This window comes from Rhizobium sp. 01N447_2, assembly GCF_056399245.1.
In genome coordinates, this window is sequence record NZ_JBFTQY010000024.1 from 1 (window position 1) to 13,124 (window position 13,124).

Here is a 13,124-nt window from a genome sequence, read left to right on the forward strand (position 1 = left end):
CTTTAGAAGGTGCAGGTAGTCACGATAACGATAACTAACATAATTTCCAGGAAAGCCAAGGATGATCGGGCCAGTGTAAGGCGTTGAGAATCTCTTTGACAGGATTTAACGGTAACGATAACGTTAGAGAAAAAGGAGAATACGTTAACGATAACCTAGAGCGGAATATTGGGAGGAAGGAATGCAACACGTCAGAATCTTAAGACGGCAGGTTGTCTCGACCGTTGCCGCGGCGATCCTCATGGGTGCCGGCTGGGCCGGTGCCGCATTCGGCTTTGAGGAGTCGCCGGAATTAAAGGCGCTGGTCGATGCCGGCAAGCTGCCGCCGGTCGAAAAGCGCTTGCCCAAGGAGCCGCTGGTGCTCACACCACTTGAATCGGTCGGTACCTATGGCGGTACCTGGCGCACGGCCACCTTTGGTGGTGGCGACAGCGAGATCGAGCGTTCGATCGGATATACGAGACTGGTTCGCTGGAATCCGGAATGGACCGAGGTGATCCCCGATATCGCCAAGAGCGTCGAGGTTAATGACAATGCCACCGAATATACGTTCACCTTGCGGGAAGGCACACGCTGGTCGGACGGCGAGCCCTTTACCGCGGACGATCTGGTGTGGTGGAACGAGAACGTGCTGCGCAACACCAAGATCACGCCTGCAGCACCCGACTGGCTGACCGCAGGCGGAGAGACCGTCAAGGTCGAAAAGCTCGCCGACGACAAGGTCGTCTTCAAGTTTGCCGCGCCAAACGGCCTGTTCCTGATGAATATGGCGACCGTTCGCGGCTCCGATATTCTGGCGGCCGCACCGGCGCACTACCTCAAGCAATTCCACAAGGATTTCAATCCCGACGGCGTCGACGCCCTGGTGAAGGCAGCCGGTGCAACCGACTGGGTGCAGCTCTTCAACAACAAGATCGGCTTTCCCGGCCGTTGGCGCGATCTCGGCCGTCCAACGCTCGATGCCTGGGTGTTGACCGCGCCCTATAACGGCACCACCCAGGTCGTCGCCGAGCGCAATCCATACTATGCCAAAGTGGATACCGCAGGAAACCAGCTGCCTTACTTCGATCGTATCACCATCGATGTGATGCAGGACACCCAGGCAATCATCCTGAAGGCGATCAGCGGCGAAATCGACATGCAGAACCGCTTCATCGAGACGACGGACGCCCGTACGGTGATCGTGCAGAACCAGGAGAAAGGCGGCTACGGCCTGTTCATCGCCCGGCCGGCGTGGTCGAACGCCCTGCTGATCACCCTCAACCAGACCCACAAGAATCCGGCCTTGCGCGCTGTCTTTTCCAACAAGGATTTCCGCATCGGCCTCAGCTACGCCATCAACCGCGAAGAGCTCAACCAGCTGATCTATGCCGGACAGGCCAAGCCTTATCAGGCAGCGCCGCGTGAAGGCACCGCGCTCTACGACGAGAAGATGGCGACGCAGTATCTGGAATATAATGTCGATCTCGCCAATCAGTATCTCGACAAGGCCGGCCTTACCAAACATGACGCCGAAGGCTACCGCCTCGGTCAGGACGGCAAGCGGATCACCTTTGCGATCGACGCCTTGACCGGAAGCCCGATCCAGGTGGACGCCCTCGAGAYGATCCAGCGCTACTGGCGGGCCGTCGGCATCGACATGCAGCCCCGCCCGGCCGAACGTTCGCTGATCTTCTCCCGCCTGCAGAACAATGAGAATGACGGCCTTGGATGGGTTGGCGGCGGTGGCTACGACTTCCTCGGCCTGCTCGATCCCAAATGGTATTTCCCGCACGAATATGAATCGAGCTTCGCGACGGCCTGGGGCCTCTATTACCAGAACCCCAAGGATCCGAACGCTGAAGAACCGAGCCCCGCGGCCAAGAAGCAGATGGATCTCTACCGGCAGGTGCAGGAAGCGCCGACGCTCGAAAAGCAGTTGGCGGCGATGAAGGAGCTGCTGGCGATCACCCGTGACGAATTCTACGTCATCGGCACCAACCTGGAGCCGGACCGCGTCGGCATCGTCAAGACCAATATGCGCAATGTCCCGAAGGTCATTCCGAGCACATCGTTCTACATGACACCGGGACCGGCCAAACCGGAGACCTTCTACTACCAGCAGTAACGGCACGCGACCGACAGGGATGGCGTCGACGGGCGCCACCCCATCAACACCAGCCCAGTCCCAATCATCCGATCGGCGATCGCCGTTTGAAGGAGCTTGACCATGGCCGGCTTCATCATCAGACGTCTGCTTTACATGATCCCGATGATGTTCGCGATCTCCGTCGTGACCTTCATCATCATCCAGTTGCCGCCCGGCGACTTCCTGACCGCGATGACCGCGCGTCTTGCCTCGCAGAACGAAACGATCGATCCCGGCGTCATCGCCGGCCTGCGTGAACGCTATGGCCTCGATCAGCCCTGGGCGGTCCAATACTGGAAATGGATCAGCGGTATCCTGCTGCGCGGCGATTTCGGCCAGTCCCTCGATTGGAACAAGCCGGTCAGCGAGCTGATCTGGGCCCGCATGGGCCTGACGATGGTGGTCTCGGTCACTACGCTGCTCTTCGTCTGGGCGGTGGCCTTTCCGATCGGCATCTATTCGGCCGTGCGGCAATATTCGGTGGGGGATTACGTCGCCACCTTCTTCGGTTTTCTCGGCCTTGCCATCCCGAACTTCCTGCTGGCGCTGGTGCTGATGTATGTTTCGGCACAGTATTTCGGCCAAAGTACCGGCGGGCTGTTTTCACCCGCCTATATCAATGCGGTCTGGAGCTGGGCCAAGCTCGGTGATCTCATTTCGCATATGTGGATCCCGGTCGTCGTTCTCGGCACCGGCGCCACTGCAGCGCTGATCCGGATCATGCGCGCCAACCTGCTCGACGAGCTCAACAAGCCCTATGTCGACATGGCCCGCGCCCGGGGCTTGAGCGAAATCCGGCTGTTGTTGAAATATCCGGTGCGGGTAGCACTCAACCCGTTCGTCTCGACCGTCGGCTGGGTGCTGCCGCACCTCGTCTCCGGCTCGGTGGTGGTCTCCATCGTTCTCAGCCTGCCGATCACCGGGCCACTGCTGCTCAACGCCCTCTTTGCTCAGGACATGTATCTGGCCGGCACGTTCATCCTGCTGATGAGCATGCTGACGCTGATCGGCACACTGATTTCGGATCTGCTGCTCGCCTGGCTCGATCCACGCATTCGCAACGGCTGAAGGACCATATCAATGACCGATCAAGCCATCGCGCTATCACCTGAACTGATCCAGAATTCCGACGCGGTCGCCGGGCAGTGGAAGCTCATCTGGCGGCGCTTCCGTCGCCATCGCCTGGCGGTGGCGGCGGGCGTCGTCATCTTTTTGATCTACCTGGTTGCCCTGTTTGCCGAGGTTCTCGCCCCGGTCTCATCGCAGACCTACGATTCCCGCTACACCTATGCGCCGCCGCAGCAGATCAAGTTCGCCGGCTACGACGCGGCCGGGCAGTTTCATCCGCTCTACGTCAACGGTTATTCGATGAAGGTTGACCCGATCGCGCTCAGCCGCAATTACGTGCCCGATCCGGCCGTCGTCATCCCCCTCGGCTTCTTCGTCAAGGGCGAACCCTACCGGCTCTGGGGGCTGTTTAATTTCGACCGGCACCTGATCGGCCCGATCGAGATGGGCAAACCATTCTACCTGTTCGGCGCCGATCGCCTCGGTCGCGACGTCTTCAGCCGGACGGTCCACGGCACGCGCGTTTCTATGTCCGTCGGACTGATCGGGGTCGCAATCAGCCTCATCCTCGGCATCATCCTGGGCGGCATCTCGGGGCTCTACGGTGGCTGGGTAGACGATGTGATCCAGCGCTCCATCGAACTCATCAACTCTATCCCGACCATCCCGTTGTGGATGGGCCTTGCGGCTGCCGTTCCGATCAGCGCCGATCCGATTCTGGTCTATCTCTGGATCACGATCATCCTGTCGCTGATCGGTTGGACCGACCTGGCGCGGGTGGTGCGCGGCCGCTTTCTGTCGCTCAAGACGGAAGACTTCGTCATCGCCGCCCGTCTCGACGGCTGCTCGCAGATGCGCATCATCTGGCGGCACATGGTTCCATCCTTCATGAGCCATATCATCGCCTCGGTGACGCTCGCCATCCCGACGATGATTCTCGCAGAAACCGCGCTCTCCTTCCTCGGCATCGGCCTGCGCCCGCCGGTGGTGAGCTGGGGCGTGCTGCTCCAGGAGGCGCAGAACATTCTCGCCGTCTCGAGCGCACCCTGGCTGTTTCTTCCCGGTCTCGCGGTGATCGTCACCGTGCTCGCCCTCAATTTCCTCGGTGATGGACTACGCGATGCTGCAGATCCCTATGAATACTGATCCCAATTTTGCCGCAGCCGACGGCCGGCACGGGGATCGCGACCCGCTGATCGAGGTCGACGACCTCAGGACCCATTTCTTCGGTGGTGCGGGCACCATCAAGGCGGTCGACGGCGTCTCCTTTTCCATCCCGCGCGGCAAGACGGTCTGCGTCGTCGGCGAATCCGGTTCGGGCAAGAGCATCACCGGCCGCTCGATCCTCAACCAGGTTCCGCGGGGAGGGCGGATCGTCTCGGGAGCAATCCGCTACCGGCCGGATCCGTCAGCACCCTTCGTCGACCTGGCGGCGCTCGATCCGCGCGGCCACGACATGCGGGCAATCCGCGGTGCCCAGATCGGACTGATCAGCCAGGAGCCGATGGCGGCCCTTTCCCCCGTCCATACGATCGGCAACCAGATGGTCGAAGTGATCCGCCTGCATCTGAAGATGGGAAAGAAGGAGGCGCGCGAACATGCCATCGAGACATTGGCTCTGGTCGGCATCCCGCGGCCGGCCGAGCGCATGGAAAACTATGCCTTCCAGTTTTCCGGCGGCATGCGCCAGCGCGTCTGCATCGCCTTGGCGCTCGCCTGCCGCCCCAAGCTGCTGATCGCCGACGAACCGACGACGGCGCTCGATGTGACCACCCAGGCCAATATCCTCGATCTCCTGGCCTCGCTGCAGGCCGAATTCGGGCTCTCGGTGCTGTTCGTGACCCATGATCTCGGTGTGGTGGCCGAAATCGCCGACGAGGTCGTCGTCATGTATGTCGGCCGGGTCGTGGAGGCAGGCAATGTCGACATGATCTTCCACGCACCTGTTCATCCCTACACCAAGGCTCTGCTGCAATCGGTGCCGCGCATGCATGGGCAACCCACCGAACGGCTTGCGATCATCGATGGCATGGTGCCCTCGCGCTTCAACCGGCCCCAGGGCTGCAGCTTTCATCCCCGATGCAAAGAGGCAAGGGCGGGCCTGTGTGACCAAAATGATCCGCAGCCCGTCGCCATCGGCGACGGGCATGTCGCCAGCTGTCTGCTTTACGAAGGAAGACAATGATGGTCGATCCCATGACGCAACCAAGCCCGCTGCTCGAACTGAACGATCTCAGGATGCATTTCCCCATTCGCAAGGGCGCGTTCCGGCGTGTGGTCGGACACGTCAAGGCAGTCGACGGCGTTTCGCTTCGTGTCGAGGATGGCGAAACACTCGGTATTGTCGGGGAGTCCGGTTGCGGCAAGTCCACGCTTGCCCGCACGGTCTTGCGCATCTATCAGCCGACCAGCGGCGAAATCCGCTATCGCAGCCGCAGCGGCGGCACGGTCGATCTCGCGGCGTTGTCGGGTTCTGCGCTCGACGAAATCCATCGCGACCTGCGCATCGTGTTTCAGGATCCGCAATCTTCGCTCAATCCGCGCCTTCCGGTCATCGACATCATCGGCGAGGTGCTTGGTGTCAACGGCATCGCCAAGGGCCGGGAACTCGAGCACCGGGTCGCCGACCTCATGCAGAGCGTCGGCCTGCGGCCTGAATACATGCACCGCTATCCCCATGCGTTTTCCGGCGGCGAGCGCCAGCGCATCGGCATCGCCCGGGCGCTGGCGTCCAATCCGCGGCTGGTGATCGCCGATGAGGCCGTTTCGGCGCTCGATGTCAGCGTGCAGGCACAAACCATCAACCTGCTGCAGGACCTGCAGGAACAGTTCGGTCTGACCTATCTCTTCGTTGCTCACGACCTCTCGGTCGTCCGGCACATCTCGGACAATATCGCCGTCATGTATGTCGGCCGGGTCGTCGAAAAGGCGCCGACGGAGCAGATCTTCTCGCGTCCGCTCCACCCCTACACCGAAGCGCTGCTCTCGGCCGTGCCGATCGCCGATCCGCGGATGCGCCGCCACGGCCAGCGCATCCGGCTGGCGGGTGAGGTTGCCGATCCCGCCCATCCGCCTCCCGGCTGCGCATTTCATCCGCGCTGCCGCTACGCCACCGAGCTTTGCAAGCAGGAGGTGCCGGCGTTGCGCACCGTCACCGCCGATGGGCACGCAGTGGCCTGTCATTACGCCGAATCCCTGACGCTTATTCCCTTTGCCGACCGTAACGTTCCGGAGTTCAATTGATGCCCGAATTCATTCCACGCTCCGAGCAGCGTCCGATTGTGGATACCTCCTCCACGACGCTCGATCTCATCTACTTCGATCTCGTCACGCTCGCCTCCAACGAGCAGGACATCCGGCGGCTACCCGCGCACGAAAGCCTCTACGTCGTGCTGTCGGGTCAGGTGGATATCGAAGTGGATGGCATCATGTTCGAAGCGGTGGGCCGACGAGCCGATATCTGGGGAGGCGATGCGGACTCGGTTTACGCGCCCGTCGGCGCCAATGTCCGGATATCGGCTCGTGGCGCGGCGGCGGAAGTCGCCATCGCCGGTGGCCTCTGCGACACGCGCTACGCCCCGTTTCGGGTGACGCCGGATGAGGTCGATGCGGTCAATGTCGGTTCGTCGGACACGCATAGCCAGCGGCGGATCGTCCATCTGCTCGGCCAACGGCAGAACGGACGCTGCGGCAACCTGCTGGTGAGCGAACTCTATGCCGGCGAAGGCTGCTGGTCCGGCTATCCCCCCCACAAGCACGATACCGAAGACGGCGATGTCGAGACCCGGCACGAAGAACTCTATCACTACCGCTTCCAGCCCGAGACCGGTTTCGGCAGCCAGATCACCTATGACGAAGACGGTCCGGTCAAGATCCTCATGACCCGCAACGGCGACACTGTCCTGGTCGATCGAGGTTACCACCCGACGGTCACCTCGCCGGGGCACCGGGGCTATATCTTTACCATTCTCGTCGGCAAGCATCGCCGGGGGCTGATCCAGCGCTTCGATCCCGCCCATCAGCATCTGACCAATACCATCCCCGGCATCGATGCGATGCGCGACAAGTTCAAATAATCCGGCTCCTGGTCTCGTGCGCCGGCATTGCGGCGCACTGCCAAACTTCCGCCCAAGGAGAGACGACCCATGCGTGAACGTACGCGAATAAACGTTGATGCCGGTGAAGCGGTACGCCCGTTCAATCGGTTCTGGCGCGGCACCGGCTTTTCGCCGGCCGAGCTGCTGCTCGAGCCCGAGATGCGGCAGATGCTTGCCTATATCGGTGGCCTGCCGAATGAGGGCATCAAGTTCCTGCGTGTGCATTATCTCTACAATCTGCTGAGCGCGAAGGGCGAGGCCGGCTACGACTGGTCGCTGCTCGATCGCGCGCTCGACGTGATGATCGAACACCGGCTGAAGCCGTTCTTCGAGCTGATGGGCAACCCATCCGGCCTGTTCACCGACTATGAAGACATGGATCAGGTCAGGCGCTGGCGGGATCTGGTGACGGCGACGGTCGACCGCTATGGCGCGCGTTACGGCATGGACGAACTGCGCACATGGTATTTCGAAACGACGAACGAGGCCGATTCCGGCTGGTGGACCTACGGGATCAAGGGTTACACCAACTACTATGACGCCTGCGTCGCCGGGCTCGATGCCATCGATCCCAGCCTGCCGATGGGCGGGCCTGGCACCGCCCGCACGCTGTCGCCGATCTTTCGCGCCCTCATGGCCCATTGTGACAGCGGCACGAGTTGCCTCAGCGGTGACGGCCCGCCGCGCCTCGATTACATCTCGATCCACGAAAAGGGCGTCAACGGCAGCAAGGAAGACCTGACCCCGAAAACCAACGGTATCGTCGACCGCACGCTTCTCGTCGTCGACTATCTCAAGGAGCATCACCCGCGTCTGGCGGGCCTGCCCATCATCAACGATGAATGCGATCCGCAGCTCGGCTGGAGCGATCACCATAGCTGGCACGGCAAAGCCTATTACGCCGGCATCATCGCCCGCATCATCGAACAACACGACCGGCGCATCATCGCCCCGAAAGCGGCGAATTTCACCTTTCTGAGCAATGACCACGCCTTTATCGGCGGCTGGAGCCAGCGCACGATCTTTGCCTATTTCGGTTCGCGCAATTTCACCAAGGCGCAATGGGAGCACAAGACCAATCTGGATATGCTGGTCACGGACGTCGACAGGGMGCCGCCCTTCGACATCATCAAGAAGCCCGGCCTCACATCGATGGAACTGCTGGCAACGCTTGGCGATACCGTTTGCAAGGTGACGGCCGAACCGCCGCTTGCGCCCGACCAGGATGGCCTGGCGATCCTGCCGACGCGGCTGCCGGGCGGCGGTGTTTCCATCAGCCTCATCCATAGCGTCGATGCCATCAACCGTTCGGGCCGGACCGCCGTCCGCCTCGAGGTGAGCGGCCTGGTTCCCGGCCGCCACGCGCTTTGCCTGCTGCGCATCGACGAGGAATTCACCAATCCGATGGAGGTCTGGGAGGCCCAGCGCGACGAAAGCAATCCGCGTGGGCTCTTCGAGCCGGTCGGCGCGCCGCCCGCACCGACCGAGGCGCAGTTTGCCGACCTGCGCCGGGCGCAGGAGCCCGCTTTGCTGCATCCGATCAGCGTCGTCGACTGCGACGAAGGCCGGATCAGCGTCGATCTGGATGTGCCATTGCCGTCGCTGACGCAGGTGCTTGTCGTTCCCGATATCGGCGCGCCCCCGGCGGCACCGAGCCGCCTTGTCGTCGAACGCTACCTTGGTCTTGGCGGCCGGGAAGAGCGCATGCTCTTCTGGGCTGCCGGCGATGCCAGCCCGGCCATCTTCTACGATGTCCTGGTCAGCACCGATGGCGCGGCTTTTGAAAAGGTCAGTTCAGCGCCGCTGATCTCGACGGCATTCCTGCACATGTCGCCGCCACAGGGCGTGCGTTATGGGGTGTGCGCCCGCGATGCATTCGGTCGCCGCAGCGAACTTTGTGTCTGCCGCTCATGAACGACGCTTTCCTCTTTTGGATCTGATCCATGGATATTGCCTATTTCACCAAGACCCTGGAGGGCCTGCCGCTCGAGAAGGCGGCCGGGATCACGGCCGGTTTGGGATTCGACTGTGCCGATCTCCTTATTCGCGATGGCCATGCCGTTTCCCCAGACAGGCCGGAGGAGATTGCCAATGCCGTAAAGCTCTTTGCCGCGGCCGGCCTGCGCACACCGATAGCGACCATCGATTCCACCCGGCCCGACGATGCCGCATCCCGGCTTCTTAGTTGTTGCGGCGAGGCTGGCATCGGGCAGGTCCGGCTTGGCTTCTGGCGCTACGACCCGTCGCGGCGCTGGCAGGCCCAGGTCGATGAGGCGCGGCACGATCTCGACGGCTTCGAGCGCCTGGCCGAACGCTTCGGCATCACGCTCACCCTCCAGCTTCACGGCGGCACCCTGCACAGTTCGGGCGCGCTGGCCGTGCAAATGCTGGCCGGGCGCGATCCGATCCGGATTGGCGCCTATCCCGATCCGGCCAACCAGATCATTCGCGAGGGAAGCGAAGACTGGCGTCTGACCCTCGATATTCTCGATCCGTGGTTCTGCTGCATGGGCGTCAAGAACAGCGGCTGGTTTCCCGGCGCTTACGGATCCCACGGCCAACGCGCCTGGCATTCGGACTGGTATGGGCTCGATGAAGGCATGGTGCCCTGGAACGAAATCGTTTCGCATCTGGTGGCAACCGGATTTGCCGGCGTGCTCTCGATGCATTCCCAATACCGCGTCTCCCGAGAGCAGGCGCTCGACAAGGTCCGCGCCGATCTTGCCCATCTCAGGCGCCTGGTCGCCGCAGCGAAAGAGTAGAACCATGATTGAACAGGCTCCCGTTATCGCCGTACTGCTGACCGAAAAGACCCGCCGGATGATGCTGGACGATGCGGCGATTGCCCAGTTGAACGTCCTTGGCGAGGTGCGTTGGCCGACCGCCGCCACGATCGACGCAGCCGATGTCGACCAGCTGCTGCAGGGCGCCACGGCATGTCTCACCGGATGGGGCACGCCCCCATTCGATCCCGCCGCGCGTCAGCGCCATCCGCAACTCGCCCTTGTCGCCCATTCGGCAGGCAGCGTCCGCACACTAGTCCCGGCGCGTCTGTTCGACGATGGCATTCGCGTTACCCATGCCGCCTCGAAAATTGCCGCCTCGGTTGCCGAGTTCGTCGTCGCCGAGGCGCTTCTGGCGATGCGCGGCATTCATCGGCTGCATCATCAGTTGCGCGACGGCGGCGAATGGCTCGACGTCCGCGCCGCCGTGCCGCAGAGATTACTTGGCGCCAGAACGGTCGGCATCGTCGGCGCCGGATATGTCGGGCGGGCGGTCATGCGGCTGCTCGTTCCATTCGGTTGCCGCGTGCTGGTCGTCGATCCGTTTCTGAGTGATAGCGAGGCCACGGCACTCGGCGTTGTCAGTGCCGGGCTGGACGATATGCTGGCTCAAAGCGACGTGATCTCGATGCATGCGCCTGTCTTGCCGGAAACGCGCCGTATGATCGGCGCCCGCGAACTGGCGCTATTGCGTCCCGGCACGCTGTTCATCAACACGGCGCGCTCACAACTGGTCGACGAAACGGCACTGCTCGCCGAAATCCGCTCCGGCCGTTTCGAGGCGGCCTTGGATGTCTTTGACGACGAGCCGCTGCCTCCAGATAGCCCCTTCCGCGACCCCGCAATGGCCAATGTCACCATTTCGCCGCATGCCGCCGGTCACACTGAAGAGGCGCATTTCGCCCAAGGCCAAGCCATGGTGGACGAGATCGGCCGGCTGCTTCGCCGGGAACCGCTCCATCACGAAGTGTCGCGCGCCATGCTCGACCGGATGGCATGATCGTGGACAGTAACATTGGAGGTTCCGTGACGGCGCCGCGCATCAGAGTGATCGAGATCGACGCCTTCGAGCGCGATATCAGGCTGCGCCTGCCGTTCCGCTTTGGTGCGGCAACCCTCGAAAAGGCGCCGCAAGCCTTCCTCAGGGTCCGCGTCGAGGATGAAGAGGGACGAACCGCCCTTGGCGCGGCCGCCGAGATGATGGTGCCGAAATGGTTCGACAAGAACCCGGTGCTGACGCCGGCGCAGAATGTCGATCAGTTGCGCACCTCGATCCGCACCGCTGCGGCTGCTTCGCTCGAACCGTCTGCGCCGGCGACATTGTTTGCCACCGCCCGTCTGAACGAGATGGAGACTGTTCGGCGCCTGCCTGGAAATCCATTGGCGGCCGGTTTCGGTCCGTCGCTCATCGCCCGCGCCGCGCTCGATGCTTATTGCCGCCTGGCAGGCATTTCCTTCTTCGATGCGGTGCGGGGCAATCTCGTCGGCATCGGCGGTCCCATGCTGCCCGGCGACATCGACGCGGACGCCGCCTCGGCGATGCTCGCCAGCCTTCGCCCTGCCGGCGCGATCTCGGCCCGGCATACGATCGGGCTTGTCGATCCGATCAGCGAGGGCGATATCGTCCATCCCGTCGGTGACGGCCTGCCGGAAAGCCTCGAGGCGGTGATTGCCCGCTATGGCAACCGCTGGTTCAAGATCAAGCTTTCGGGCGCGATCGATGCCGATATCGACCGCCTGACGCGGATCGCCGCCGTGCTGGACCTCCTGCCCGACTATCGGGTGACGGTCGATGGCAACGAACAGTTTGGCGCCGCCGAACAGCTTGCCGCCTTGCTGGCGCAAATCGAGGCGACCCCCCGGCTGGCGCGGTTGCGCGCGGCCATTGCCTTTGTCGAGCAGCCGTTCTCGCGCGCGATCACCATGGAAACGCCGCTGGGGGACCTGGCGGCGCAATTGCCCTTCCTGATCGATGAGAGCGACGACGGCGACGGCGCCTTCGCCGCCGCCAGGCGGCTCGGTTATACCGGCGTCTCCTCGAAAACCTGCAAGGGCATTTACCGCTCGCTCATGAAGGCGATCCGCATCAGAACCGGAACCGCGCCGGGACTGTTCCTCTCGGGCGAGGATCTGACCTGCCAGGCGGGGCTTGCCGTGCAGCAGGATCTGGCGCTGGTCTCCTTGCTCGGCCTCTCTCATGTCGAGCGCAATGGCCATCACTATGTGGCAGGCATGCAGGGTGCGCCGCAGGCCGAGAAGGCGCGCTTCGCCGCGGCCCATCCTGATCTCTACGAGCAGGGTGGTGACGGACCGCTCCTGTCGATCCGCGACGGACGGATAGCCATCGCTTCGCTGGGGGCGGTCGGCTACGCAAGCGGCGCCTTGCCCGATTTCGAAGCGATGCCCCCATTGTCATGACGCCCGGCAATGTTCAGCATGAGATAGGGCGTGCTGCCCTGTTTAACTGTTCGATCTGTCCGGCAAACGCGCCCTGATCACCCGGAGCATCGATCACCCCGTTCCTCCAATTGAAATGTCGTCCAGTAGAGCATGACGCTCTATTCGAACGTTTTCTGCGCGGCCTGATTGGATCCCGGGACTTAAGAAAACAGCAATTGAGATATAATTCTTTGAATCAAGCTTCAGCAACCACCGCCAAATCTCGGCAAATATGATTTTCCGCTCCGCGAAGCGGCAACGCAGAATATTGCGATGTGCCTTGGACACACGACACTCCGGATTGAACTGAGATCGAACTCTAATAGCCGCGTGGACGTTAAGCGCGGTTAAGGAAGTGTAAAGTTTGGTAAAGGTTCTTTCTGCGATGCGGGCGAGGTACGCTGTTGGCAGAGAAGATGTAGGACGCGCAGGCGGCGCGAGGCTGCCTGCGAGGGAACACGTCCCGCGGTCTCGTTCCGCGAGCGAGAGCGGCAGAGCCATCAGAAGCGTGAACGGCTGCAGGAAGTCGTGAAAGAGCAGGACGAGGATCGCATAGATGCAGAACACGCCGATCGCCATGGCGAGGCCGAAGCTCTGAAACAGCTCCGA

The 13,124-nt window shown here is 62.3% G+C and carries 11 protein-coding genes; 10 read left to right on the forward strand and 1 reads right to left on the reverse strand.

Translation table 11 applies throughout. The features are described from left to right. Positions 1-181: 181 nt before the first annotated feature. The 10 genes from AC1ECN_RS18260 (at position 182) to AC1ECN_RS18305 (ending at position 12,494) form a co-directional block, all read left to right on the forward strand. The gene (locus AC1ECN_RS18260) at positions 182-2,107 is read left to right on the forward strand and encodes an ABC transporter substrate-binding protein (protein WP_477953726.1); all 1,926 of its coding nucleotides are present in this window, start codon (positions 182-184) and stop codon (positions 2,105-2,107) included. Positions 2,108-2,209: 102 nt separating this feature from the next. After that, positions 2,210-3,196 carry an ABC transporter permease gene (locus AC1ECN_RS18265; RefSeq protein ID WP_011654306.1) on the forward strand — a complete coding sequence of 329 codons (987 nt, stop codon included), beginning with the start codon at positions 2,210-2,212 and terminating at the stop codon, positions 3,194-3,196. A gap of 12 nt (positions 3,197-3,208) precedes the next feature. Beyond that, complete coding sequence (locus AC1ECN_RS18270) at positions 3,209-4,342, forward strand: ABC transporter permease (RefSeq protein WP_024322556.1); 1,134 nt, start codon at positions 3,209-3,211, stop codon at positions 4,340-4,342. Beyond that, positions 4,332-5,381 carry an ABC transporter ATP-binding protein gene (locus AC1ECN_RS18275; RefSeq protein WP_477953729.1) on the forward strand — a complete coding sequence of 350 codons (1,050 nt, stop codon included), beginning with the start codon at positions 4,332-4,334 and terminating at the stop codon, positions 5,379-5,381. Before AC1ECN_RS18270 ends, AC1ECN_RS18275 begins: the two co-directional genes overlap by 11 nt. Beyond that, complete coding sequence (locus AC1ECN_RS18280) at positions 5,381-6,439, forward strand: ABC transporter ATP-binding protein (RefSeq protein ID WP_024322554.1); 1,059 nt, start codon at positions 5,381-5,383, stop codon at positions 6,437-6,439. Before AC1ECN_RS18275 ends, AC1ECN_RS18280 begins: the two co-directional genes overlap by 1 nt. After that, positions 6,439-7,272 (forward strand): 5-deoxy-glucuronate isomerase, encoded by an 834-nt coding sequence (locus AC1ECN_RS18285; protein WP_130764380.1) that lies wholly within the window; start codon positions 6,439-6,441, stop codon positions 7,270-7,272. The genes AC1ECN_RS18280 and AC1ECN_RS18285 overlap by 1 nt, the downstream gene beginning before the upstream one ends. A 69-nt stretch (positions 7,273-7,341) precedes the next feature. Continuing rightward, complete coding sequence (locus AC1ECN_RS18290) at positions 7,342-9,207, forward strand: GH39 family glycosyl hydrolase (RefSeq protein ID WP_477953731.1); 1,866 nt, start codon at positions 7,342-7,344, stop codon at positions 9,205-9,207. Positions 9,208-9,236: 29 nt separating this feature from the next. Further along, entirely contained in the window at positions 9,237-10,055 is an 819-nt protein-coding gene (locus AC1ECN_RS18295; RefSeq protein ID WP_130683540.1) for a sugar phosphate isomerase/epimerase family protein, read from the forward strand. Positions 10,056-10,059: 4 nt separating this feature from the next. Then, the gene (locus tag AC1ECN_RS18300; protein WP_130657585.1) at positions 10,060-11,076 is read left to right on the forward strand and encodes a hydroxyacid dehydrogenase; all 1,017 of its coding nucleotides are present in this window, start codon (positions 10,060-10,062) and stop codon (positions 11,074-11,076) included. Beyond that, positions 11,073-12,494 (forward strand): enolase-like domain-containing protein, encoded by a 1,422-nt coding sequence (locus tag AC1ECN_RS18305; protein WP_075225123.1) that lies wholly within the window; start codon positions 11,073-11,075, stop codon positions 12,492-12,494. Before AC1ECN_RS18300 ends, AC1ECN_RS18305 begins: the two co-directional genes overlap by 4 nt. 93 nt (positions 12,495-12,587) lie before the next feature. On the opposite strand, the gene AC1ECN_RS18310 is transcribed toward AC1ECN_RS18305, so the two are convergent. Continuing rightward, positions 12,588-13,094, reverse strand: a complete 507-nt coding sequence (locus tag AC1ECN_RS18310; RefSeq protein ID WP_027688884.1) for an efflux RND transporter permease subunit — start codon at positions 13,092-13,094, stop codon at positions 12,588-12,590. Positions 13,095-13,124 lie beyond the last annotated feature (30 nt).